Raw genomic sequence first — 22,733 nt, forward strand, 5'->3', positions numbered from 1 at the left:
CATGTCCGACGAAGCCCGTGGCTACTTGAGCCGGCAGTTCGAGATTGCGTGGATGCTCACGAGCTATCACCTCGACGGCCTGTCCACCGAGGAGTGTCTGTGGCGGCCCGCGCCGCAGGGGTTGCACGTGCACCCGGCACCCGATGGCACTTGGCGCGCCGACTGGCCCGAGCGCGAGGGCTATGACATCGGCCCGGCGAGCATCGCCTGGGTGACGTGGCATATCGGCTTCTGGTGGTCCATGGCGCTCGACCACTCCTTTGGTGACGCGACGCTCGCACGCGAGGACGTGCCGTGGCCGGGGGATGCGGACGGCGTACGCCGGTGGCTCGGCGAGCTGCGGGAACGGTGGCTCCGGGCAATCGAGCAGCTCACGGAGGACGACCTGCGCTCGACTGCGCGAACCCGCTGGCCGTTCCAGGACCGCCCGTTCGGTGACGTCGTCGCGTGGGCCAACCTCGAGCTGATGAAGAACGCCGCCGAGCTCGGCTACGCGCGCTTCCTCTACGCCGTCCGGGCCCGCTGAGACGGCAGCCGGGCGCACCGGTCCTCGCGGGCCTGGGCTGGGGACATGCCGCCTTCTCCAACAACCTTGTTGCCCAACAACCTTGTTGCCCATGAGCTGGGCGCGCGGAATCCGGTCCATCGTGGGTCGGGGTCGAGTCCTCCAGGTCGAGGGCTTCGGGCTGTTCGCACTCGTCGGTGCCGCCTGCTGTCAGGCCGGGCGGGAGACCGGGGCCCCGGCCGCTCCTCCGTGGAAGGAACGTTCGTTCCACGGTCCCCCGTGCATCGGGGCCTCGGGGGCTTTATCGCCAGGGACACTCAATTTCCCTGACGCGACCCACGGGTTGCTCCGCCCCTACACTCATGCCGCTCCTCATCCTGCTGACCCTGGCCATGGCGCTGGGCCTGGGCTCGGCCGCGCTGGCTTCCTCCCGCGCCCAGCTCTCGCCACGGGAGCCCACCGCCACCGAGGCTTCACGCGCCTCCGTCATCCTGAGCACGCCCATCCGCTACGCAGCCCTGGGCGCGTCCGACACCGTGGGCGTGGGCAGCCGTGCTCCATCGCGCGAAAACTGGACCGCGCGCCTCCGCGCCGCGCTGCCCGCGGACACCGTGTATGGCCGCTTCGCCCGCAGCGGCATCACGCTGGGGGATGCGGCCGACGTCGAGGTGCCTCGCGCCATCGCCTTCCAGCCCACGCTCGTGACGATGTGGCTGTCGGTGAACGACGCATTGCGCCCCGTGCCGCTGCCCACCTACCAGAAGTCACTCCACGCCACGCTCGAACGGCTGACGCGCGAGACGAACGCCCAGGTGGTGCTGCTCAACGTCCCGGACCTCGCCACGCTCGCCGGCTCCCATGCCACGGGCGAGATGCGCGCGAAGCTTCGCGAGCAGATGCGTGCATGGAATGAGGCCATCAACGCCACGGCCCGCTCCTTCGGCTCGCGCGTCCTCGTCGTGGACCTGCTCCCGGCCTCGCGCGAGCTGACCGAGCACGCCGAGTGGATTTCCTCCGACGGCTTCCACCCGAGCCCCGAGGGCTACCAGAAGCTCGCCGACCTCACGCTCCAGGCCATGCAGCGCGCCGGGTGGCTGCCGCCCCTGAGCGCTCGCGCACAGCCCTGGCATGGGTGAAGCATGAGGGGGCGCACGGCGGTTCCCGTGCGCCACCCTTCACTTCTCTACTGAGCGCTGAAGACGAGGTCGTCCTTGTCGTCGAACTGCCCGGTGGGGCACGGGCTGCTCGTGCCACCGTAACGGAACACCGCGCGCACCACCTGAGTGGAGCCGGCCGGCAGCGTGTAGGTCACCGACAGGCTCTGGAGACCACTGGCCGGCGCGCTGGCCGTCCCGACGAGCGTCCACACAGGCGACGCGGCACTGGGCGCGGAGTACACGTCCAGCACGTCCGACGTGCTGAACGCCCAAACGGTGGCGGTGAGCCGCGCCGCCGTGCCCGCGCGGAGCGCCCCACCATCCACGGTGGCGAGGACGAGCCGGTCGAGGGACTCGTCCCCGTGGAAGGTGCCCGTGGCTCCGTCCGCGCAGCTGCTCCCCACCGTGTTGGGCGCGTTCAGCTCGGGGCCCAGGTTGGCCCGGCCGGTGAGCAGGGTGCCCGAGTCACAGCTCGGCCCCACCACCCCCGCGCAGGACGGCGCCCGCCACGTGGCGCTGTAGGTCGCCTGGATGGGGCCACCCGTCCCCGGAGCGGTGATGCTGGCCGTCTGGGAGGACGCGGAGTTGCCCGGCACGTCCCAGGCCACCGCGTGCACGGTATGCGTTCCCGCCGACACCGACCCCGCGTTCCACGCCACCGAATACGGCGCGCTCGTGTCCGTACCGGCGGCCTGGCCGTCGACGTAGAACGTGACGCTCTGGATGCCCGAGTAGTCCTGCGCCGTGGCCGCCAGCGTCACCGTGCCACTCACCGTGGCGCCGTTGAGCGGGCTGTCCAGCGTCACGGACGGCGCCGTGTTGTCCACCACATTCACCTGGAGTGCCGACACCGTCACATTGCCTGCGGCGTCGTAGGCGCGTGCCGTCAGCAGGTGGGAGCTGGCCGGCGTCGCCAGCAGCGTGTTCCACGTCACCGAGTACGGCACAGTGGTGTCGGAGCCCACGAGCGCCGGCAGCGCTCCCGGGGTGTTGGTCTGCACGTAGAACTCGACGCGCGTGACACCGACGTCGTCGTTCGCAGTGGCCTGGAGCACCACCTGGCCACGGACCGTCGCTCCCGGGGCGGGAGACGTGAGGGAGACGGTGGGCGACTGCGTGTCGACAGGATTCACGACCGGGAAGACCAGGTCGTCACGGTCATTGTAGGACCCTGCCACGCACGGCCCCACCGAGCTGCCATAGCGGAAGACTCCGCGCACGGCCTGCCGGGCGCCGTTCGGCAGCACGAAGCTCGTCGAGAGCACCTGCGAGCCCGCCATGGTCGGAGAGACCGTCGCGACGAAGACCCAGCTCGGGTTGGACGCATCCGCGGCGGAGTAGATGTCGAGGTAGTCCGTCGAGAAGCCGGAGAAGGCCCACACCGTCGCGTCGACGATGACCGTCCTGCCCGCGGTGAACGGACCGCCATCAAGGCTCCGCACCTTGAGCCGGTCCAGCGACTCGTCCACGTGGAAGCTGCCGCCCGTGCCGTCGGCGCAGGTGCCTCCGAGGGTGTTGGGCGCGTTCGGCTCGGCGCCCACGGAGCCACGGCCCACGAGCAGCGTGCCCGAGTCACAGGTGGAGAGCTCCCCCGTGCAGGCGGGGACCTTCAGCGTCGCGTCGTACTGCGCATTCCCCGGCTGCCCGGGCACACAGACTCCCGGACCCGTGTCACAGGTGGAGCCGGCGCCGCAGGTGCCACAGTCCAGCGTGCCACCGCAGCCATCCGACATGGCGCCGCACGTGCGGTTCTGCGCCGCACACGTGGTGGGCACGCACACGCAGACATTGGACGCCGAGCACGCCTGGCCCGCGCCGCAGGTACCACAGCTCAGCGTGCCGCCGCAGCCGTCGGGAATGGTGCCGCAGTTCTTGCCCTGCGCCGCACACGTGGTGGGCGCGCACGTCGAGAGGGAGATGAGCTCCGCGACCTGGGGATTGTTGATGACCATGCTGCTGCCCGGGGCGGTGCTGTACGAGCCGCCCACCACCAGCGCGTCGCCCGTGGCCAGTTGGACCATCCGCGCGTATTCACGCTTCTGGGCGAGGACCGGCCCCTGCATCCACGTGCCCGTGGCGGGGTGGTAGCGCTCGACCGAGCCGAGCGTCACACCCGGGCCGCCGTAGCCGCCCGCGACCAGCACCGTGCCATCCGCCAGCACCGTTCCGGCCATGTGCATGCGGTAACTGTTCGCCATCGAGCCGGTGGTCGTGAACTGGAGCAGCGCGGGGTCGAACAGCTCCGTTGTCTGCTGGCTGCCGCCGGTGAAGAGCACCCGGCCATCCTGCAGCAGCGCCGCCAGGTGGTTGATGCGCCCGTTGGCGGACGTCCCCACCTTGGTGAAGGTGTTCGACGCCGGGTCGAACAGCTGCGCTCCGGGCGAGCACATCAGCAGCACGCGCCCATCCAGCAGCAGCGTGGCGGTGCCCTGCGCACAGCTGTAGTGCGAGTTACCCGCGGACGACCAGGTGCCCGTGGCTGGGTCATAGATTTCCGCGGAGCTGACGGCGACACCGCCCGTGCTCTGCCCCCCCATCATCAGCACGCGTCCGTCCGCCAGCCGCGCGCTCTGCGCTCGCTGGCGGCCCGTGGTGAGAGAGCCCGTGGGGGTCCACGTGTTCGTCTGCGGCTCAAACAGCTCCGCCGAGGGGAGGTAGCCGTACGGGTTTCCTCCCATCCCACCCGCGGCCAGCACCCTTCCATCCGCCAGGGTGATGAGGCTGTGGAAGGTACGGGGCGTGTTCAGGGGCGGCGTGGCCGTCCAGGTGTTCGTGGAGGGGTTGTAGAACTCAGACTTGCTGCTGTCCGCGACGAGCGCGCGCCCGTCGTTCAGCAGCACGAGCTCGGGATACTGATGCGAGGTACTCGTCGGGCCGGTGAACCCGCTGAGTTCCTGCGACAGCGTCGCGGTGGAGGTTTCGGACGACTCGGGCTCGACCACTCCACAGGCAACGAGCAGGCAGCTCGCCAGGATGGCGAGTGTGTGACGACTGAACATGCATTTTCCTCGATGCCGCGTTCCTTCGCGGCGGTTGTTCGCACTGCATGGGACTCGGAGCGCACTTGCTCAGTGATGTCCCCGAAACGAGCGAGCAGGCTGAGGAACCTTGCACGTAGGGCTGACATCGAGATGACGGGGTGCCAGTACCCACCTCGTTCCAACCCATGCCGTTGTGGGCGCCGCGGGCCGTCTCCTAGGCTCAGCGCATGCTCTCCCTCGCCCTCGTGCTCGTCCTGTCGCAGCTCCCGCCTCCTCTTTCACCCGAGGCCGTCGCCCGCTTCGAGGCGGAGAAGGTGGTGCTGCTTCCCGGACTGGTCGCGAAGTACACGTGCGAGAAACCGGGCAGGAAGACGCCGCATCCGCTGTGTGACGCGGCACAGGGAGAGCAGAAGGGCACCGCCGCGGAGATTCGCGGGAAGAACGCCTTGATGGGACTCACCTGGGCCGTGAAGCGTGGCAAGTCCGGCAAGGTGGAGGTGAGCGCACCGTGGCTCTCCGGGCTCGCGCTCAACAAGGACAGCGTCGGAGTCTGGGGCGCCATCACCGACATCACCCCGGAAAATGCGGAAGAGAAGCGGATGCTCGGCAGGCTCGCGAAGGACTTCGCCGCGATGCTCGAAGGCCGCAAGGCGAGCGTGAAGCGTCCCGCCTATATCGACGAGCTGCTGGCCGTCTGGTCGAAGACCGCGAACCACCTCGTCGAGCAGCAGGACACCGCCTGGGTCTTCAAGGGCACCCCCATCACCCTGCGCAAGGTTGGCGAGCGGTGGGTGATGCTCGGTGCGCCGAAGAACGGAGAAGGCATCCTCCTGTCCGTCTTCACGCCTTGAAGCCGAAGTCCTGGCGCCTCACCGCATCCAGCGCGCGCGAAGCCGGCCGTTGACCACCTCGACGGCCATCCAGTCATCCGCGAAGGCGGCCGAGCAATCACACTGGACCTCCTTCAGGTGCTCCCGGACCAGGCGCAGCTTGTACCCGCGCGGCGTCGCGAGAATCGCCACGGTGCTGTCCTTCGACTGCCCCAGACTCTGCCGCACGTCGAGGAGCTTCCCCGTCGCCGCATCAATGAGGGCCACGCCCACGGAGTCGTAGCCGGGGCGGCCGTCCCTCCCGAAGAACACGAGCACTCGCCCACCTTCCACCGCGAAGGCAGAGACTCCGGAGGCAGTGGCACCGGCGACCTGGCAGGTGGACTTCCCGTTGGCGATGTTCGGGATGGGGGAGTACCAGCCCCTCTCCAGCGGAAGCTCCGTCTTGCCACCCGGACCTTCCACGAACGCGCGCATGTCGTCCTCGGTGCACTCTCCCGAGAGGGAATCGAAGCTCACCGAGAACGTGTGACTCCCGAGCTGGCACGTCAGCCGGAAGTCACAGTCGGGAGGCGCAGCCGGCCTCACGGGCTCGGAGGCTTCCGCCGCGAGCGTCCCAACCCTCAGGCTTCCCGCCAGAAGCACCATCCTCCAGCCGCGCGTCATTGCTTCCTCCACTCCGAGTGGAGGCCCGGTGGGGCGCACTCAGTGAACAGCGTCGTGGACCGCGTCACGGAGCGCAACGGGGAAGGCGCTCCACAGGCCCGCGTGGTGTCCCTCTTCCGCGAGGGCAGCGAGCGGTAGCCTCCGCCGCGGCTCAGCCGATGAACGGCGTGAGCGCCTTCAGCCAGACGACGACGGCCGCCGCGCCGGCATCGGGCACTCCGAGGGCGCGCTCACCGAGGTAGCTCGCGCGGCCCAGGCGCGGCTGCATGCGCGTGGTGGCCTCCGCGCCCTGCTCGGCCTCACGGACACAGGCGGCCCAGGCGTCGGCGGTGGACTTCCCCGCCTTCAGCTCGCGCGCAAACGTGTCCGCCGCCGGCCGCAGCGCGTCCAGCATGGTGCGGTCTCCGGGACGGGCGCCTCCCAGCTCGGACACCGCGTCCACCGCGAGCCCGAAGGCCCCGGCCCACGCGGCGGCGTCCGGCGTCTGGTCCGACAGGTGGCGGGCGGCTCGCAGCAGCGCGGTGGCGTAGAACGGTCCGGAGCTGCCGCCGATGGCCCGGCGCAACGCATTGCCAATCGCGTTCAGCGCGCGCGTGGCGCTCGTCCAGGACGACTCCGGCAGGGCACGGATGGCCGCGGCTCCTCGCGCGAGGCTCAGGCCCAGGTCACCGTCCCCCGCCGCGCTGTCCAGCGCCGTCAGCCGCGACTCGGCCGCGTCGAGCGCATCGGCGACGGCGAGGGCTGCTTTCTGGAAGCGGTCCATTCCGGGCCGCCGCTCGGCGGGGACGGCCGGGGCCTCCTGCGTGACGGACACGCTCCGGGGCTCGCGCTCCGGAGCCACCCTTCCCTCGCCCGACCAGGCGGGCGCGGTGGTCGCCGCATCCAGCCTGCGCAGGCGCGCATCGTCCACCTTCAGCAGCGACAGCGAGCAGCCCGGCATCTCCAGCGCGGAGAGGAACGTCCCGCTCCACGCCCGCTCCACCCGCACACCCGCCTCGCGCAGCACGGCCAGGGCCCGGCGCGCCACAATCGCCAGCTCCATGGGCGGCGTGCCCCCGAGCCCGTTGACCAGCAGCGCCACCCGCTCTCCGGAGGAGATGCGCCGGTCCTCCAGGATGGTGGTCAGCAGCGTGTCCACCAGCTCATCCGCGGACCGCAGCGGCACGCGCCGCACGCCCTGCTCGCCGTGGATGCCCAGCCCCAGCTCGATTTCATCCTCGCCCAGCGTGAAGCCGGGACGCCCCGCCGCCGGCACCGTGCAGGGGCCCAGCGCGACACCCATGGTGCCCAGCTCCGCCGCCGCGGCCCCGGCCTCGCGCGCCACCTCCGCCAGGGACGCACCCGATGCGGCGGCGGCTCCGGCGATTTTGTGCACCAGCACCGTCCCGGCGATGCCACGCCGCCGCGCGGGCTCCACCGTGTCGTGCAGGGCCACGTCGTCGGCCACCACGACTGTCTCCACGGGGATTCCCTCCGCGCGCGCCAGCTCCGCCGCGAGGCCGAAGTTCAGCCGGTCCCCCGTGTAGTTCTTCACCACCAGGAGCGCGCCCGCCGGGCCCGACACCGCGCGGATGGCGGCCAGCACCGCGTCCGCGCTCGGCGAGGTGAACACGTCCCCCGCCACCGCCGCGTCCAGCATGCCCTCGCCCACGTAGCCCGCATGCGCCGGCTCGTGCCCGCTGCCACCTCCGGAGAGGACGGCCACCTTCCGCTGGTGGACCTCCACCGGCGTGTCGGCGCGCACCACCACCGTCTCGTCCTCCAGCAGCACCTGACCCGGCGCGAGCGCGACGAGTCCTTCGAGCATCTCCCGCACCACGGCGCGGGGCGCGTTGACGAGCTTCTTCACAGTGCGGTTCTCCTCGCTGAAGGTGGACGCGGCCCAGGATGATAGGGTTCGCGCCCATGGCCAAGTCCCCCTGCCCCGTCACCCTGTCGCAGTTCCTCGAGAAGGCCGAGCCGCTCAAGGTCGTCATCAACGGCCAGGAGATGCTCGCCGAGGTGAAGTCGTTCTCCACCGGCTCGTTCGGCTGGTACATCAACGGGAAGACGCTCGTCACCGTCGATGGCAAGCCCGTGTCGGTGCAGATTGGAATGAACCTCACCGTCGTCGGCTCGAAGGAAGCCGACCGCGGCACGCCCAGCACCCCTCCATCCGGGACGTAACACCCGTCCGGGCCCCGGCTTTCCCTCGCTCCACCGGACCCTGGCGTCGCTTGTAGGATGGCGCCGCCTCGCCTCTACCCCTGGATGTCATCGTCATGTCCCTGCTGGAGCGCCTCCGGTCCCTGTTCTCCGCCACCCCCGCCCCCTCGCCCGCCGAGGGTGGCGACGCGTCCGCGCAGCCCGCCGCTCCGGGTGCGGGAGAGCCCCCACCGCCCGTGCTGACGCGCTTCCTCCAGGCGGGCGAGGTGGTGGTGAAGGAGGGAGACCCCGGCACCTCCATGTTCGTCGTGCTGGAGGGCCGCGTCGGCGTGGCCCGTGAGAGCGAGGGCCGCGAGCCCGTCGTCATGGAGCAGCTCGGCGCCGGAGAGTTCTTCGGCGAGCTGGCCCTGCTCACCGGCTCCCCGCGCACCGCCAGCATCGTCGCCCTGGAGGACGCCGTCATCCTGGAGCTGTCCCAGACGGGCGACCGCGCCGCCTGGGCGGACTATGGCGTGGCGGGTGACAAGGTGGAGCAGGCCGCCCGAGCGCGTCTCATGGCGGACGCCATGCGCAGCAACCCGCTGCTCGCCTCGCTGTCGCCGGAGCTCCAGGCCGAGCTCGGCCGCTCCTTCGTCCCCGTCACCGTGCCGGCCGGTGAGACGCTCCTCACCCGGGGCAAACCCGGTGACGCGTTGTATTTGTTACTGCGTGGCCAATGTGAAGTGTTCCACACCCACGACGACGGCACCCAGACGGCCTATCCCCGCCTGGAGGAGGGCGCCCTCTTCGGGGAGATTTCCCTGCTGCGCAGCCGGCTGGCCACCGCCACCGTGCGGACGCTCACCTCGTGCACACTGCTCAAGCTGGAGCGCGAGGTCTTCGAGAAGACCATCATGACCCAGCCCAACCTGCGCGGCGCCCTGGTGCGACTGGGGCTTCAGCGCCTGAAGCAGACGGTGCAGGTGATGGCCGAGCCTTCCAGCCCCCCGGGCCGCAAGGGCGCCTGAGCCGCGCGGGCGTTGGCTCCGGCTTTGCTATGTGCCGGGCCAGCAACACGGGTGGCGAGGTGGGCGATGGCGGCGCAGTCTGAAGTGCGTAAGGCGTTCGTGGCGAAGGCAGTGACTCTGTTTCCGAATGACACGGTGGTGCGGGCGCTGGCCCTGATGAAGCGCTACGGGCTGTCCCGGCTGCCGGTGGTGGACGAGACGCACGGGGAGCTCATCGGCAACGTGACGTCCGAGGACCTCCAGCAGGTGTGGGAGCACTCTCCGCTGGCCTGTATGTCGGAAATTCTTTCCCTGAAATCCTTGCAGGAGGGGGAGGACGGCAACTCCTGGCGCCCCCGGGTGACGCTCATCTCCCCGCTGGTGGACGTGTACCAGACCAGCAAGCGCTGGAAGCAGTAGCTCAGCGCAGCTGCTTGAGCTTCGTGCCGACCGCGACGATGGCCTGGATGGCGGGGAGCAGCTCCCCGCCCAGCTCCGTCAGCGCGTACTCCACCGAGGGCGGAGAGGTCGGCAGCGCCCGGCGGCGCACCACGCCCTTCTTCTCCAAATCCCTGAGGCGCGAGGTGAGCACCTTCGCGGAGATGCGCGGCAGGTCCGCCCGCAGCTCGCTGAAGCGGCGCGGCCCCGCGCTCAGGTACCAGAGAACATTGGGCGTCCACGCTCCGCCGATGAGCGACATGCACTCCGTCAGCGGGCAGGCGGGCGGCGGAGGGGGCGCTTTGCTCTTTCGCCTGGGCAACGACATGGACGGCCTCCAGTAACCCGGCGGTTACCACAAAGTGCGGTAACGCCCGCTTACTCGCGGCGCGAAGAAAACCAGCGCCGCTTATCCTTGCCCCATGAGCGAGACATGGAGCGGGAAGCAGGGCAGCCCGACGGAGGCCGTCCGCCGGCTGGGCGTGCGGTACCCCATCGTCCAGGGACCGTTCGGTGGTGGACTCTCCTCGACGCGGCTCGCGGCGACGGTGTCCGACCTGGGTGGGCTGGGCTCCTACGGCGCCTACAGCCTGACACCGGACCAGATTGTCAGCCTGACGAAGGAGCTGCGGACGCTGACGTCCAAGCCCTTCGCCGTGAATCTGTGGGTGTCGGACCATGACCCCGGCGGGCGGGACATGAGCCCGGAGGACTTCGAGCGCGCCTGGGCGCTGTTCGAGCCCTTCTACCGCGAGCTGGGCGTGCCGAAGCCCGAGCGGCCCCAGCGCTACAGCCAGCGCTTCGACGAGCAGGTGGAGGCGCTGCTGGAGGCGCGACCGCCGGTGTTCAGCTTCGTGTTCGGCGTGCCCTCGGCGACCCTCCTCGCGGAGTGCCGCAAGCGCGGCATCGTCACCGTCGGCGCCGCGACGTCCATCGCGGAGGCACAGGCGCTGGACGGAGCGGGCGTGGACCTCATCGTCGCCACGGGCTTCGAGGCGGGCGGACACCGGCCGTCGTTCCTCGCGCGGGCGGAGGACTCGCTGATGGGGACCTTTGCGCTCACCCAGCTCGTCGCGGACCGGGTGAAGGCACCGGTCATCTCCGCCGGAGGCATCGCCGACGCGCGCGGCATCCGCGCGGCGCTCACGCTGGGCGCGCAGGCCGGGCAGCTCGGCACCGCCTTCCTCGCGTGCGAAGAGTCCGGCGCCACGCCCGAGCACCGCGCCGCCCTGTTCAGCGACAAGTCCCACCACACGGCGCTGACGCGGGCCTTCTCCGGAAGGCTGGCCCGCGGCCTGCGCAACCGCTGGAGCGAAGAGATGGGCCCGCGCGTCCCCGAGCTGCCGCCCTTCCCCATCCAGAGCTGGTTCCTGGGGCAACTGCGGCCCGCCGCCATCAAGGCGGGGCGCACGGACCTCATCTCCCTGTGGAGCGGGCAGATTGCGCCCAACCTCAAGCACCGCACTGCGAAGGAGCTGATGGAGTCGCTGGTGCGAGGGCTGACACAGGACGCGGTGCGCTGAGTACGTCGCGCACTCTCAGACTTCGCGAAGACACGACAGCAACCGTGTTTCTTTTGCAGTCCACGTTGAATACCGGAAGCACTCCTCCGTCCCTTCCTTTCCTTCGCAGCGCCAGGCCGGCGGCGCTTAGCGAGGACAACACATGAGGAAGCAACACAGCGCAGCATGGAGATGTGTCACGGGGCTCACGGCGTGGATGACGCTCGTTGGTTGTGGCGAGGCTCCCCAGGCTCCCCAGGCTTCGGAGACCGCACCGCTCGAAGCCGCGGCGCAGTCCCTGGCGGACGGACCTGACTTCGTCGTGACGTCGGTGACGGGGCCCACGAGCGTGCTGCCCGGCCAGCCCATCCCTCTCACCGTGAGGGTGTGCAACCAGGGCACGCAGCCGGGCAGCCCCCTGGTGGAGCTGTATCTGTCGTCCGACAAGGTCATCACTCCCCATGACCCACCGGGCCCCGTCGTCGACGCCCCCGTGGGAGGCCTCTTCGTGAACCTGGGCCCCGGGGAGTGCCAGACGCATCAGCTCCAGGGCTGGCCCGGCGCGGTCCCCGAGGGGGCCTGGTACCTGGGCGCCGCCGTGGACCCGGGCAAGGAAATCACCGAGTCCAACGAGGCCAACAACCTCCGGCTGGGGAGCCGCATCGGCGTGGGAAACAAGCCGGACCTGGTGGTGTCGTCCGTCACGGGCCCCTCCACCCTCCCGCTGAACCAGCCCTTCACCGCCACCGTGTCGGTGTGCAACCAGGGCACGCAAGTGGGCGGCTCCGTCGTGGAGCTGTACCTGTCGCAGGACACCGTCATCACCCCGCCCGTGCCGCCCAATCCTCCCACCGACCTGCCCGTGGGATTGCTGCCCTTCCCGCCGCTCGAGCCGGGCCAGTGCCAGACGCAGCAGGTGCAGACCTGGGGGGCGGCGCCCACCGAGGGCACCTGGTACCTGGGGGCCGCGGTGGACCCCCTCAATGGAACGCCCGAGCTCATCGAGGACAACAACACCCGCGCGAGCAGCCGCATCGGCGTGGGCAACCGCCCGGAGCTCGTGGTGACGGTCGTCACCGGCCCCACCACCTCGCTGCCGGGCCGGGACATCACCGTCACGGCGACGGTGTGCAACCAGGGCACGCAGCCGGGCGGCGCACCGGTGGAGTGGTACCTGTCGCAGGACGCGGTCATCACCCCCAACGGGCCGACCGCTCCGTCCCCGGACCTCTTCGTGGGCGGCACCGGCGTCCCGATGCTCAACCCGGGCCAGTGCCAAAGCGTGACGTTCAACACCTACGTGGGCTCGCTGGAGGGCCAGTACTACGTGGGCGCCGTGGTGGACCCGGCCAACGGCGTCCAGGAGTTCTTCGAGGACAACAACACCCGCGCGGGCAATCGCATCGCCTTCGGCTCGCGGCCTGACTTCGTGGTGACGTCCGTCTCCGGCACCTCGGGCGTGCAGCCCAACGGGCCCCTCAGCGCGGCGGTGCGGGTGTGCAACCAGGGCACGGCGCCGGGTGCCACGCAGGTGGAGGTGTTCCTGTCGCAGGACGCCACCATCGCCCTGCCGGTGCCTCCCGGTGGCCCCGGCCAGGACGTTCTGGTGGGCATGGCGCCTGTCGACCCGCTCGAACCCGGCCAGTGCCGCACGGTGACAATCTCCGGTTCCACGGGTCCCGCCTCCGAGGGCACCTGGTACCTGGGCGCCATCGTGGACGCGCGCCAGTGGGAGACCGAGCTCTTCGAGGACAACAACACCCGCGCGGGCAACCGCGTCGCCATCGGCTACCGGGCGGACTTCACGGTGACGGCCGTTACCGGGCCCGTGAGCGTGGTTCCGGGCCAGCCCTTCAACGTCACGGCGACGGTGTGCAACCAGGGCACCCAGGCGGAGCACGGCGACGTGGAGGTGTACCTGTCGCAGGACAACGTCATCACCCCGCGCTCGCCGTCTGGCCCTGGCCCCGACGTCGCCATCGGCTTCGCGCCCATAGGCATGATGGCCCCGGGTCAGTGCCAGACGGTGACCATTCCCGCCTTTGCGTTCGCACCGGGGGGGGATGGCGCGTACTTCCTGGGCGCCTACGCGGACCCGATGGGACGGACCACCGAGCTGTTCGAGGACAACAACGCCCGCGCAGGCGCCCGCGTGGGCGTGGGCTACCGGCCGGACTTCACCGTGACGTCCGTCACCGGCCCCACGAGCACCCGGCCCTTCCAGGCGTTCAACGCCACGGTGACGGTGTGCAACCAGGGCACCCAGCCGGACTACGCCGGAGGCGTGGAGCTGTACCTGTCGCAGGACACCGTCATCACCCCGACCGGGCCGTCGACCCCGAGCCCGGACATCAACGTGGGCTACGCCTCCCTCGGGACGCTCGCCCCGGGGATGTGCCAGACGCTGACGATTCCCGTGACGTCCGGCATCTCGGAAGGCGTCTGGTACCTCGCTGCCGTGGTGGACCCGCGGAACCTGGTCACCGAGTTCCTCGATGACAACAACACCCGCGTGGGCAACCGCATCGGCATCGGTGACCGGCCGGACTTCGTGGTGACGTCCGTCACCGGGCCCGCGAGCACGCAGTCGGGTCAGCCCTTCAATGCCTCGGCACGGGTGTGCAACCAGGGGACGATGAGCGGCAGCACCGACGTGGCGCTGTACCTGTCCGAGGACTCCGTCATCACCCCGTCCTCGCCCTCCGGTCCGGGCCCGGACTTCCTCGCGGGCTCCATGCCCACCGGCAACCTCGAACCGGGCCAGTGCCTGACGCTGACCGTCAACGCCTCCTCGGGAGGGAACCTGCGTGGCTCGCTCTACCTGGGCGCCATCGCGGACCCGTACGGCTGGATTGGGAATGAGTTGATTGAGGACAACAACACCCGCGTAGGCAGCCGCATCACCGTCAACTGAGTCGCAGGCAGCACCGCTGAGCAGTGACGGCCCTCCTCTTTTCTCCGTGGGAAGAGGGGGGCCGGGCGCCGCGTACGGAAGCCGGAGGAAATTGGATGTAACCGGCTTTTCGACGTGTGCGTAGCACTGACATGAACCTCAAGCTCCAGCGCAAGCTCACTGTCACGACTCCTCCGTCGTTCCCCAGGGCAGAGCCGAAGCCGGCGAAGCCTCCTCCGGCCGCCGCTGCGCGTCAGACGGAGCGCAGCTCGTTCGAGAGGTCAGCGCCTCGGCCCGCGGGGATGCCCGTCATCACCGATGAGCGCCGTCCCATGGGCATCGTCCCGGACATGGCGACTTCGCGCATGCCGAGCGGTGCCGAGCTCACGGTCAGCGGCAGGCCTGGCATGGCCGCCTTCCGGGTCAACGGTGCGCTGGGACGCGGCATGGAGATGCCGGCCCCGCAGATGGACCCGCTCCACAAGGAGATGCAGCGCTCCGAGGTGAAGCCGGCGGCGACGTCCCTCGGCAACAGCTCGATGGAGGCGGAGGCAGCTCCGGCGGAGAAGTCCCTCGGCAGCAGCCCGATGGAGGCGGAGGCAGCTCCGGCGGAGAAGCAGGTGAAGGAGGGGACGGGCGCAACGGCGGGCGACGTCCGCACCGCCGCCAGTGACTCGGTGGAGGACGAGGTCGACGAGGCGCTGGACGACATCCGCAACCCGGCCGAGCTGGCGGACGCGCTCGCCTCGGGCGAGCTGTCTCCCGAGGCGCAGGCCGAGCTCATCCATCAAGTCGTGGAGGGCGGCGTCGACTCCATGGGGAGCCTCCTGGGCGTGCGCACCCTGGAGAATGTCGACCTCACCTTCGACCCTGGCTCCTATGACACCCTCGTGCTCAGCCCGGCCCAGCGGCAGGCAGTGGCGGACGCGCTCATCACCGCCCACAACGAGCAGCCCTTCAGCGAGGAGGAATTGCTCTCGCTCGCGCCGTACCTGCCCGACCTCGCGCGGTCCACCACCGGCAGCGTGGACGGCGGCCTCGTGGAGTCCATCGGCGAGGCCCTGGAGGAGCGCGGTGATGAGGGCGATGCGGCGCTCGCGGCGTTCGCCTTCACCTCGTCCGCCGCCCTCATCGCCGAGCACTACCCCACCAACGCGGACCGCGTCGAAGCCTTCGAGTTGCTGAACGACGCCCTCCCGGACGCGTACGGCGGCCTCATCGGCGACTACGCGACGGACGGACAGGAGCGCGTGGCCGCCAACCTGACGCGGCTCTTCGCCTTCGACACCGAGGGGCTGCTGGAGCACTACCTGGCGACGGGACACGACGAGGAGTCCACGCTCGCGACCTTCTTCTCCAACACGCTGCTCAACCCCGCGTTCGCCAACGTGCCCATCGAGGAGGGGCTCGACGGGAAGGGCACGGAGAGCATCTCCGAGCTGCTGAACCGCCGCATCGACGAGTACTCCGGCGCCATCTTCGACCGGCTCGGAGAGACCACCGACGCCAACGAGGCCGAGCGCGCCAACCTCTCCGACAAGCTCGGACGTCTCGCAGCCTCCGTGCTGGGGGGAGCCACCATCCTCCTGGAGGAAGGGGAGGCCGAGCGCGAGACGCTGGCGAACCTGGTCACCTCCACGCTGGGCGCCCTGATTCCCAGCTTCACGGGCAGCGACGTGCTCATCTCCGCCCTGGGCGACACCATTCGCAACAGCGAGATTGACGGAGCAGACGCCGCCGAGCAGTTCGCCGAGCAGCTCTCCAACTCCTTCCAGACGGTGCTCGAGGAGCTCGAGAGCACGCTCAACACGGGCGTGCTGACCAGCGCCTTCGTCAGCGCCTTCGACCACGAGAAGGGCTGGCTGACGGAGGAGCGGAACTAGCACTCCTGCGTCAGGGGCCCGCGGGGTGCACGGGGAGACGGGCTGGCTGCGTGAGGCGCGTCGGTGGTTGGAGCGGTGGCAAGTGGGGCAGCGAGGCAGCCAGGTGGCAATCACACGCGCCATGGCGAGCCGTATGACGCTGTGACGGCTGAGCTGCTTCTTCGTTCTGAACCCCGGCAGGGAAACGAGGAAGTCATTGGCGGGCTCGGCCTCATCGTCCCGCTACTCGATGAGCAGCCACAGCGGCTCCCCTCTCGTCACGGCAGGTTGGAATGATATTTTTGCTGGATATGCGAACCTTTCATGCTTTCGGGCTTTCGTTGGTTGCGGTGCTCTGGCTGGGCTGCTCCACCACGCCACCCACTCCCATGGCGCAGGCATGGGACGAGGCGGAGGTGGAGTGCCACACCGCCGAGGCAGACCAGTGCGTTTCGCTCCTATGCTTGGGGGACGCCTGTGGCTTCTACCGGTGCGGGGACCTGCCCGGTGAAATCGAGCTGGCGCGCTTCCCGCCTGCACGTCCTCCAGCGCCTTCTGCGGCGCCTGGGAGTGGTCCCCGGAGGAACTGGGGGGGCGCGGGGAAGCTCCCAGGTGGGGCCGTCATGGTGTTCCCCAACTGGAACGGCGCCCCCGAGCAAATCACCCCCCCTTCACGCCAGCTCACGCCGGGCCGCTGGGAGAAGCACCACATCTTTCCCCAGTCTCAGGACCTGGCGGAGTGGTTCGAGGCCCGGGGCGTCAAAATCCACGACTACACGATGCCCATTCCGCTTCACGTCCACAGACGCATTCACGACGGCAGCGGACGTGGTGGCGCATGGAATGATGCGTGGCGCGAGTTCAAGACGAGAAACCAGAACGCCCCACCAACGGAGATTTTCAAGTTCGCGGGGGAGATGATTCACCGCTTCGAGCTCATCGGAGGCCCCATTCAGTCTTACTATTCCCGCCCCGGAGCGTGAGGTCTTCCAACAGATGAGCCGGTTCTTTTGGCTGCGCGAGGATAAGGCGGTAGCGGCTGGCTTCGACGCCACCCACAAGTGGCGTCTGCCCGGCGTGCGGTGCCACACGTGCGGCGCCACGTGGGCGAGTGCAGGGCACCAGTATCCCGCTGTGGACCTGTCGCAGATGCCGGAGCGCCGCGAGTTCGAGGTGGCCCGACCCGAGCCATTTCGTGAGTTCGCGCGCCTGCGGGAGCTGGTGCGCCCCCTGGCGCCGCCCAATGCTCCGTTGCCGCCCGGCACACACTTGGGTCCCCTGGTGGGCCTTGCCTCCGGGGAGTTCGGCCCGTTCACGTCCCTGGGTGACGTGCTTTGGGTGATTCGTCGGCATGCGCTGGAGCGCCTCCAGGCGGAAGGCGTGAGGGGGCTGTTGGGTTGCCGGACGGAGCTGCGGTTCCGGCAGAAGAACCCGCCTGAGCTGCTGGAGCTTCAGATAGAGCCGCACGGTCGCCTTCACCCGGACTGCATTCCCCCGGACGTGCCTCCGCCGTGCCCGACCTGCGGCTGGGTGTATTTCCGGCTGCCGGATGAACCCATTCTGGACGCGGCGTCCCTGCCCCCGGAACTGGACCTGTTCCGGGTGGGTGACTACTCGACGGTAATCGTGGGTACCGAGCGGTTCATGGAGGCCGTGCGCCGCCTGGAGCCAGGCGGCATCACGTTCCACGAGCTGCCAACGCGCTAGCGGCGCCAAGCGCTCCGACTGGAGAACCTGGGGGCGCCGCGCGTGCTCGGCTCCGTCCAGGACCGGTTGACGGCGCTGGTGGGGAGGGCGGCCCCGTCCGGTGGTGCTTGCCAGGAGCGCACCCACCGGGCTGGAGCGAGGGAGGCAACCTGACCTCAGTGGGGCGCATCGGAATGCGCGGCAGTGCACGGTCCCCGAACCGCCCGCCCTTCTCATTCTCCGTCAGGGCTGCGTCCACTCACCATGAATCCAGCGCTCACCGATGCCACCCGGTTGGCGCGTAAGCGGCTGGTCGAGGAAGTGCGGTTGGCCACCTACCTGAATCATCCGAACATCGCCCGCGTCCACGGGCTACACGAAACCGAAGCGGCCTTGCACGTCATCATGGAGTCCGTCAGCGGGCGCCCGCACATCGTCCACGGGCGGTTGACCCCAGCCGCATCCGCGCGAAGCTGAGCGGCAAGGCGAAGCTGACGGACAGCGCAGGCCCGGCAACCTCAGCGCCCCAACCCCTCGCGAATGCGCTTCACCACCACGTCCGGCGGAGGCGACACGTCCACCCGGAGCGCATCCTCGGGCACCTCCAGCGTGGCGAGCTGGCTGTCCAGCAGCGACGGCGGCATGAAGTGGCCGTGACGTTGTGACAGCCGGCGCGCCAGCACCTCGCGCGGCGCATCCAGGTACACCCACCGCATCCGCGACGGGTCCACCTCCAGCAGCGCCCGGTAGGAGCTCTTGAGCGCGGAGCAGACCAGCACCAGGTCCTCTCCACGCTCCAGCGCCTCCGCCACCACCTCACGCAGTACCTGGAGCCAGGGCCACCGGTCTTCGTCCGTCAGCGGCACACCCGCCGCCATCTTCACGACGTTGGCCTTCGGGTGCAGGTCATCCGCGTCCACGAAGCGCCACCCCAGCGACTTCCCCAGCGCGCGGCCCACCGTGGTCTTCCCGGCTCCGGACACCCCCATGACGATGACAATCATCCCGTGCGGCCTCCCGGTGCCGTGAAATTCGCCGCCCATCATTCGGCCCCGCGCCCTCGCGCGCCACCCCATTGGACGCCGAATGCCCACCTCACCACGTCCTGGGCATGTCAGACCCCCCAGGTACTCTTCCTTTCATCGCCGCAACTGACGCGGCACGGAGGGGGAAGTACATGGCGGACATCGCGGACGGCGAACAGCTCGCGCTCCAGGGCTCTGGCTCCAAGCCCTACATCCTCAAGAACACCGGCGGCGTGTACTCGTGCTCGTGCCCCGCCTGGCGCAACCAGTCGATTGCCATCGAGCGGCGCACCTGCAAGCACCTGCGCAAGGTGCGCGGGGACGCCGCCGAGGACGCACGTACCGGCGCCGCCAGCGCGTCCGGCGCCGCCCCCGCCAGCGCCGCGAAGAGCGCGGGCAAGGCGAAGAAGGCCGGGGCCTCCGAGGAAGCCGCCGCCAAGGCGCCGCCGCTGCTGCTGGCGCACTCATGGGAGACCGACGTCGACCTCACCGACTGGTGGATGAGCGAGAAGCTCGACGGCGTGCGCGCGTACTGGGACGGGCAGCGCTTCTGGTCCCGCCTGGGCAACGAGTTCTTCGCGCCCGCGTGGTTCACCGCGGGGCTGCCAGACTTCCCGCTCGACGGTGAGCTGTTCGGCGGGCGCAAGCGCTTCCAGCGCACGGTGAGCATCGTCCGCCGGCAGGACCGGAGCAACGACTGGAAGGAGCTCTTCTTCGTCGCCTTCGACGCGCCGTCCGTGGACGCGCCCTTCGAGAAGCGGCTGGAGCACTGCCGCAAATGGATGGAGGACGCGAAGCCCGCGTACGCGAAGTGGCACGAGCATGAGCGCTGCCAGGGCACGCCGCACCTGCGCGCGGAGCTGGAGCGGGTAGAGGGCCTGGGCGGCGAGGGGCTCATGCTGCGCAAGCCCGGCTCGCGCTATGAGGCGGGCCGCTCGCACACGCTGCTGAAGGTGAAGAGCTTCAAGGACGACGAGGCGCGCGTCGTCGGGCACGTGGCGGGCGCCGGCCGTCACAAGGGCCGCCTGGGCGCGCTCGAGGTGGAGCTGCGCAACGGCACGCGCTTCAGCGTGGGCACCGGCCTGTCCGACGCCGAGCGCGAGGCCCCGCCGGCCATCGGCACCGTCATCACCTTCCGCTACCAGGAGCTGTCCGACGACGGCGTGCCGCGCTTCCCCACGTACGTGGGCGTGCGCATCGACGCGGCCCCCTTCGAGGCCAAGGCCAAGGCGAAGTCGAAGGCCCGGGCGTAGTCGGGCCGTGGAAGCGGGGGGCCGGGGCGCCGGAGCCCGCCGGCCCCCGAGGGCCGCTCCCGGTCCGTTGCTCGACGGAGCCGCCGCGCAGTGCCCGCTGGCGGAAGGCAGGCAGGTTCAGCGAGCGGAGGCGTGCACGAAAGCGCTGGACGAAACGCGTCCGCACCGCCTGCTCAAAATGATGCGCCCACAGAAGACGACCTTGTGAGGGGTGTGCGCTAGCGGTCATCGCAATGGCGCGAACCGGCGTCTCGTACCTGGGGCCACCGCCCCGGCGAGGCGCGCGCGGTCTAGAGACGAACGGTGCATCAACCTCGCACAGTCCAGGAAATCCCCATCCTGGTGTCTGCTCTGGCCAACCATGCACTGCGAGCTCTGTCTGTCTGAACATCCCGAGGACGTGCTGTGCGAGAACGTGCACTGGACGCAGGTGGGCATGTCCACCCAAGAGGTGGAGCCCCCGTCCGTGGACCTGACCGGCCAGACGCTGGGCCACTACCTGCTGGTGCGCAGGCTGGGCGCTGGCGGCATGGGCACGGTGTACCTGGGCGAGCAGACGCGCATCGGCGCCCGGGTGGCGGTGAAGGTGCTGCATCCGCACCTGGCGCAGGACGAGAGCCTGCGCGCGCGCTTCTATGCGGAGGCGCGCACCGTCAACGTCGTGGGCCATCCGAACATCGTCCACATCTTCGACATCAGCGAGGCGCCGGGCGACATCCACTACTTCGTCATGGAGTACCTGGAGGGCGTGCCGCTGTCACAGCTGCCCCGGCCCGTGGACCCCACGCAATTGGTGCTGCTGCTGGCGCAGGCGTGTGAGGCGCTGGACGCCGCGCACCGCTGCGGCGTGGTGCACCGGGACTTGAAGCCAGACAACCTCTTCGTGGTGCGGCACGCGACGGAGCCGCCGTCGCTGCGCGTGCTGGACTTCGGCGTGGCCAAGGCGCACCGCCCGCAGAACGAGGACCAGACGGCGGCGGGCATCGTCCTGGGCACGCCCGCGTACATGGCGCCGGAGCAGTGGGCGGGACAGCCGGTGGACGGGCGCGCGGACATCTACGCGCTGGCGGTGACGGCGTACTACCTGACGACGGGGCAGCTGCCCTTCGAGCGCGGGCAGATGGCGGAGCTCGCGCTGTCGCTGGGGCCCGTGGGCCCGGTGCCGCCGCACGTGCTGTCGCCCGTGGTGCCTCCGGCGCTGTCGGACGTGCTGCTGCGCGCGCTGTCGCGCCGGTGCGAGGACCGCTACGCCACCGCGCTGGACTTCAAGGAGGCGCTGCTCGCCGCGGCCGTGCCCCCCGCCATCCGGCACGCGCCGATGCGACACCCGATTGGGGACACGCCGGTGCCCTCGCCGTCGCTGGCGGTGCTGGAGGCGGAGGGGGCGGAGGCAACGCCCACGAACCTCACGCCGCCGCTCACGTGGTTGGCGAAGGTGCGCCGCCGCACGGGCTCCGGCGAGGTGGAGGTGCGCTGCACGGAGCTGAGCAAGGGCGGCCTCTTCATGTGCTGCGCGGAGCCCTTCCCCCGCCTCTTCACCCGCCTGGAGTTCACCCTGCTGCTGGCCGGCGAGGTGGTGCCGTGCTCGGGCGAGGTGGTGCGGCACGTGGACTCCGCCCAGGCCCGCGCATGGGGCATGTCGCCGGGCGTGGGCGTGCAGTTCCTCAACCCCTCCGCCCGGCTGCGCGAGCTCATCCACCGCGTGCAGCCCCACCGCCCCGGGACACCCGCGCCGCCCGGCCCACCGCCCGAGGCGCAGCTGTGAGCAGTGCGGTATCCAACCCTCTTCACCCGGGTCCGCGTTCCCTTCCTGACGCGCCCGGGCTTCCGTCGCCACGCGAGGCTTCCAGGGAAGACGCAATTCGCTAGCCTTTGCCCACCATGATGCATGCGGATGGTCGAAAGGGCCGAAGGTCAGTCGGGTCATCGGGGGTTGCCATCATCCTGGCTTCGCTGCTGCTGGTGGCCACGAGCGCCTGCCAGGACGCGGCGACGGCGGCGGGGACGGCGCTGTACGTCACCACGGAGTTCGACCCGCTGCTGCAGCTCACGCAGCTCCAGGTGTCGGGCCAGGTGGAGGGCGGAGGCGAGCTTCCCGGCGCGCTGCTGCCGGAGAACCCGGGGCGCATCCTGCAGAGCGGTGAGACGTTCCGGGTGCTGCTGCCGGAGGCGCCGGACGGCGCGCGGGTGACGCTGCGGCTGCAGGGCCGGAGCGGCGCCGCGCTCGCGGCGGAGGGCACGGCGGAGACCCAGGTCCGCGCGGGGTACGAGGTGGACGTGCGGGTGGCGCTGGTGCCCTGGTCGGAGGTCCCCGACAGCGGCACGCCGGATGGCGGGGACGCGGGGACTCCGGATGGGGGCGACTCCGGGACCCCGGATGCGGGCAGCTTCTGCATGAACTGTCCGGACGGCTGCTGCCGTGACGGCTTCTGTGTGCCTCGCACCTTCCAGTCCTGCGGCGTGGGCGGCGTGGGCTGCACGGTGTGCGACGGGGTCCGGGCCAATGCGTGCTCCGCGCTGGGCACCTGCACCTGTGGGGGGAACCCGGCGTGCGGCGGCATCAACGTGGACCGGTGCGACAAGGGCCAGTGCAAGTGCGGAGGCAGCAGCCCCTGCGGCCCGGGCCAGGCGTGCGTCGACGGCAGGTGCCGCTGCACACCCGGCTCGTGCCCCAACGGCTGCTGCTCGGGGGACACCTGCGAGCCCGGCAACGAGGAGTCCAAGTGCGGCACGGGCGGCGAGGCCTGTGAGAAGTGCCGCAGGGAGTGCACCGCGGAGCGCACCTGCCGGTAGGCCCGCGGGGC

At 70.2% G+C, this 22,733-nt stretch carries 20 protein-coding genes; 15 read left to right on the forward strand and 5 right to left on the reverse strand.

The window, feature by feature from the left end; translation table 11 throughout:
• Position 1 precedes the first annotated feature (1 nt).
• Together G4D85_RS31565 and G4D85_RS31570 are read left to right on the forward strand one after the other, a co-directional pair.
• Complete coding sequence (locus G4D85_RS31565; RefSeq protein WP_164017771.1) at positions 2 to 526, forward strand: DinB family protein; 525 nt, start codon at positions 2 to 4, stop codon at positions 524 to 526.
• 341 nt (positions 527 to 867) lie between these two features.
• Complete coding sequence (locus G4D85_RS31570; protein ID WP_164017772.1) at positions 868 to 1,641, forward strand: SGNH/GDSL hydrolase family protein; 774 nt, start codon at positions 868 to 870, stop codon at positions 1,639 to 1,641.
• Positions 1,642 to 1,688: 47 nt separating this feature from the next.
• Here G4D85_RS31570 and G4D85_RS31575 read toward each other — a convergent pair whose 3' ends face one another.
• Positions 1,689 to 4,661 carry an Ig-like domain-containing protein gene (locus G4D85_RS31575; RefSeq protein WP_164017773.1) on the reverse strand — a complete coding sequence of 991 codons (2,973 nt, stop codon included), beginning with the start codon at positions 4,659 to 4,661 and terminating at the stop codon, positions 1,689 to 1,691.
• Between the two features lie 209 nt (positions 4,662 to 4,870).
• Here G4D85_RS31575 and G4D85_RS31580 point away from each other — a divergent pair, with 209 nt between their 5' ends.
• Positions 4,871 to 5,494 (forward strand): hypothetical protein, encoded by a 624-nt coding sequence (locus tag G4D85_RS31580; RefSeq protein ID WP_164017774.1) that lies wholly within the window; start codon positions 4,871 to 4,873, stop codon positions 5,492 to 5,494.
• Between the two features lie 18 nt (positions 5,495 to 5,512).
• Here G4D85_RS31580 and G4D85_RS31585 read toward each other — a convergent pair whose 3' ends face one another.
• Together G4D85_RS31585 and dhaK are read right to left on the reverse strand one after the other, a co-directional pair.
• Positions 5,513 to 5,992 carry a hypothetical protein gene (locus tag G4D85_RS31585; protein ID WP_205525798.1) on the reverse strand — a complete coding sequence of 160 codons (480 nt, stop codon included), beginning with the start codon at positions 5,990 to 5,992 and terminating at the stop codon, positions 5,513 to 5,515.
• Positions 5,993 to 6,290: 298 nt separating this feature from the next.
• Complete coding sequence (gene dhaK / locus G4D85_RS31590; RefSeq protein WP_164017776.1) at positions 6,291 to 7,988, reverse strand: dihydroxyacetone kinase subunit DhaK; 1,698 nt, start codon at positions 7,986 to 7,988, stop codon at positions 6,291 to 6,293.
• Positions 7,989 to 8,044: 56 nt separating this feature from the next.
• Between dhaK and G4D85_RS31595 the strand changes: the two genes are divergently transcribed.
• The 3 genes from G4D85_RS31595 (at position 8,045) to G4D85_RS31605 (ending at position 9,690) form a co-directional block, all read left to right on the forward strand.
• The gene (locus G4D85_RS31595) at positions 8,045 to 8,305 is read left to right on the forward strand and encodes a hypothetical protein (RefSeq protein ID WP_164017777.1); all 261 of its coding nucleotides are present in this window, start codon (positions 8,045 to 8,047) and stop codon (positions 8,303 to 8,305) included.
• 95 nt (positions 8,306 to 8,400) lie between these two features.
• Positions 8,401 to 9,291, forward strand: coding sequence for a cyclic nucleotide-binding domain-containing protein (locus G4D85_RS31600; protein WP_164017778.1), 891 nt, complete (start codon positions 8,401 to 8,403; stop codon positions 9,289 to 9,291).
• Positions 9,292 to 9,402: 111 nt separating this feature from the next.
• The gene (locus G4D85_RS31605; RefSeq protein ID WP_240359605.1) at positions 9,403 to 9,690 is read left to right on the forward strand and encodes a CBS domain-containing protein; all 288 of its coding nucleotides are present in this window, start codon (positions 9,403 to 9,405) and stop codon (positions 9,688 to 9,690) included.
• A gap of 1 nt (position 9,691) precedes the next feature.
• On the opposite strand, the gene G4D85_RS31610 is transcribed toward G4D85_RS31605, so the two are convergent.
• Positions 9,692 to 10,036 carry a winged helix-turn-helix transcriptional regulator gene (locus tag G4D85_RS31610; protein ID WP_164017780.1) on the reverse strand — a complete coding sequence of 115 codons (345 nt, stop codon included), beginning with the start codon at positions 10,034 to 10,036 and terminating at the stop codon, positions 9,692 to 9,694.
• A gap of 94 nt (positions 10,037 to 10,130) precedes the next feature.
• Between G4D85_RS31610 and G4D85_RS31615 the strand changes: the two genes are divergently transcribed.
• The 6 genes from G4D85_RS31615 to G4D85_RS31640 all read left to right on the forward strand — a co-directional run bounded on the left by G4D85_RS31615 (position 10,131) and on the right by G4D85_RS31640 (position 18,128).
• On the forward strand, positions 10,131 to 11,231 hold the full coding sequence (locus G4D85_RS31615) for an NAD(P)H-dependent flavin oxidoreductase (protein ID WP_164017781.1): 1,101 nt from the start codon (positions 10,131 to 10,133) through the stop codon (positions 11,229 to 11,231).
• A gap of 142 nt (positions 11,232 to 11,373) precedes the next feature.
• On the forward strand, positions 11,374 to 14,124 hold the full coding sequence (locus tag G4D85_RS31620; RefSeq protein WP_164017782.1) for a CARDB domain-containing protein: 2,751 nt from the start codon (positions 11,374 to 11,376) through the stop codon (positions 14,122 to 14,124).
• A 131-nt stretch (positions 14,125 to 14,255) separates the two neighbouring features.
• Positions 14,256 to 15,986 carry a hypothetical protein gene (locus G4D85_RS31625; RefSeq protein WP_164017783.1) on the forward strand — a complete coding sequence of 577 codons (1,731 nt, stop codon included), beginning with the start codon at positions 14,256 to 14,258 and terminating at the stop codon, positions 15,984 to 15,986.
• Positions 15,987 to 16,276: 290 nt separating this feature from the next.
• Entirely contained in the window at positions 16,277 to 16,948 is a 672-nt protein-coding gene (sitA6, locus tag G4D85_RS31630; RefSeq protein WP_164017784.1) for a SitA6 family polymorphic toxin lipoprotein, read from the forward strand.
• Positions 16,949 to 16,961: 13 nt separating this feature from the next.
• Complete coding sequence (gene sitI6 / locus G4D85_RS31635; protein ID WP_164017785.1) at positions 16,962 to 17,672, forward strand: SitI6 family double-CXXCG motif immunity protein; 711 nt, start codon at positions 16,962 to 16,964, stop codon at positions 17,670 to 17,672.
• Positions 17,673 to 17,915: 243 nt separating this feature from the next.
• Positions 17,916 to 18,128, forward strand: a complete 213-nt coding sequence (locus G4D85_RS31640) for a protein kinase family protein (RefSeq protein WP_164017715.1) — start codon at positions 17,916 to 17,918, stop codon at positions 18,126 to 18,128.
• A 41-nt stretch (positions 18,129 to 18,169) separates the two neighbouring features.
• Here the strand turns inward: G4D85_RS31640 and G4D85_RS31645 are convergent, their stop codons facing one another.
• Positions 18,170 to 18,655: a gluconokinase gene (locus tag G4D85_RS31645; RefSeq protein WP_164017786.1), complete on the reverse strand. Its 486-nt coding sequence runs from the start codon at positions 18,653 to 18,655 to the stop codon at positions 18,170 to 18,172.
• A 173-nt stretch (positions 18,656 to 18,828) separates the two neighbouring features.
• On the opposite strand from G4D85_RS31645, the gene G4D85_RS31650 reads away from it, so the two are divergent.
• The 3 genes from G4D85_RS31650 (at position 18,829) to G4D85_RS31660 (ending at position 22,722) form a co-directional block, all read left to right on the forward strand.
• Complete coding sequence (locus G4D85_RS31650; RefSeq protein ID WP_164017787.1) at positions 18,829 to 19,929, forward strand: DNA ligase; 1,101 nt, start codon at positions 18,829 to 18,831, stop codon at positions 19,927 to 19,929.
• A gap of 361 nt (positions 19,930 to 20,290) precedes the next feature.
• Positions 20,291 to 21,694 (forward strand): protein kinase domain-containing protein, encoded by a 1,404-nt coding sequence (locus tag G4D85_RS31655; RefSeq protein WP_164017788.1) that lies wholly within the window; start codon positions 20,291 to 20,293, stop codon positions 21,692 to 21,694.
• Between the two features lie 197 nt (positions 21,695 to 21,891).
• On the forward strand, positions 21,892 to 22,722 hold the full coding sequence (locus G4D85_RS31660) for a hypothetical protein (RefSeq protein WP_240359606.1): 831 nt from the start codon (positions 21,892 to 21,894) through the stop codon (positions 22,720 to 22,722).
• Positions 22,723 to 22,733 lie beyond the last annotated feature (11 nt).

The sequence above is a fragment of the Pyxidicoccus trucidator genome (assembly GCF_010894435.1).
In the GTDB taxonomy this organism is placed as follows: domain Bacteria; phylum Myxococcota; class Myxococcia; order Myxococcales; family Myxococcaceae; genus Myxococcus; species Myxococcus trucidator.

Excerpts from the sequence above, each read along its gene's own strand:
- G4D85_RS31650 (WP_164017787.1), top strand. The coding sequence starts at position 18,829 with ATGGCGGACATCGCGGACGGCGAACAGCTCGCGCTCCAGGGCTCTGGC.
- G4D85_RS31625 (WP_164017783.1), top strand. The coding sequence starts at position 14,256 with ATGAACCTCAAGCTCCAGCGCAAGCTCACTGTCACGACTCCTCCGTCG.
- G4D85_RS31580 (WP_164017774.1), top strand. The coding sequence starts at position 4,871 with ATGCTCTCCCTCGCCCTCGTGCTCGTCCTGTCGCAGCTCCCGCCTCCT.
- G4D85_RS31570 (WP_164017772.1), top strand. The coding sequence starts at position 868 with ATGCCGCTCCTCATCCTGCTGACCCTGGCCATGGCGCTGGGCCTGGGC.
- sitI6 (WP_164017785.1), top strand. The coding sequence starts at position 16,962 with ATGAGCCGGTTCTTTTGGCTGCGCGAGGATAAGGCGGTAGCGGCTGGC.
- G4D85_RS31645 (WP_164017786.1), bottom strand. The coding sequence starts at position 18,655 with ATGATTGTCATCGTCATGGGGGTGTCCGGAGCCGGGAAGACCACGGTG.
- G4D85_RS31565 (WP_164017771.1), top strand. The coding sequence starts at position 2 with ATGTCCGACGAAGCCCGTGGCTACTTGAGCCGGCAGTTCGAGATTGCG.
- G4D85_RS31575 (WP_164017773.1), bottom strand. The coding sequence starts at position 4,661 with ATGTTCAGTCGTCACACACTCGCCATCCTGGCGAGCTGCCTGCTCGTT.
- G4D85_RS31640 (WP_164017715.1), top strand. The coding sequence starts at position 17,916 with ATGAATCCAGCGCTCACCGATGCCACCCGGTTGGCGCGTAAGCGGCTG.
- G4D85_RS31610 (WP_164017780.1), bottom strand. The coding sequence starts at position 10,036 with ATGTCGTTGCCCAGGCGAAAGAGCAAAGCGCCCCCTCCGCCGCCCGCC.
- G4D85_RS31620 (WP_164017782.1), top strand. The coding sequence starts at position 11,374 with ATGAGGAAGCAACACAGCGCAGCATGGAGATGTGTCACGGGGCTCACG.
- G4D85_RS31595 (WP_164017777.1), top strand. The coding sequence starts at position 8,045 with ATGGCCAAGTCCCCCTGCCCCGTCACCCTGTCGCAGTTCCTCGAGAAG.
- sitA6 (WP_164017784.1), top strand. The coding sequence starts at position 16,277 with ATGCGAACCTTTCATGCTTTCGGGCTTTCGTTGGTTGCGGTGCTCTGG.
- G4D85_RS31615 (WP_164017781.1), top strand. The coding sequence starts at position 10,131 with ATGAGCGAGACATGGAGCGGGAAGCAGGGCAGCCCGACGGAGGCCGTC.
- G4D85_RS31600 (WP_164017778.1), top strand. The coding sequence starts at position 8,401 with ATGTCCCTGCTGGAGCGCCTCCGGTCCCTGTTCTCCGCCACCCCCGCC.
- G4D85_RS31655 (WP_164017788.1), top strand. The coding sequence starts at position 20,291 with ATGCACTGCGAGCTCTGTCTGTCTGAACATCCCGAGGACGTGCTGTGC.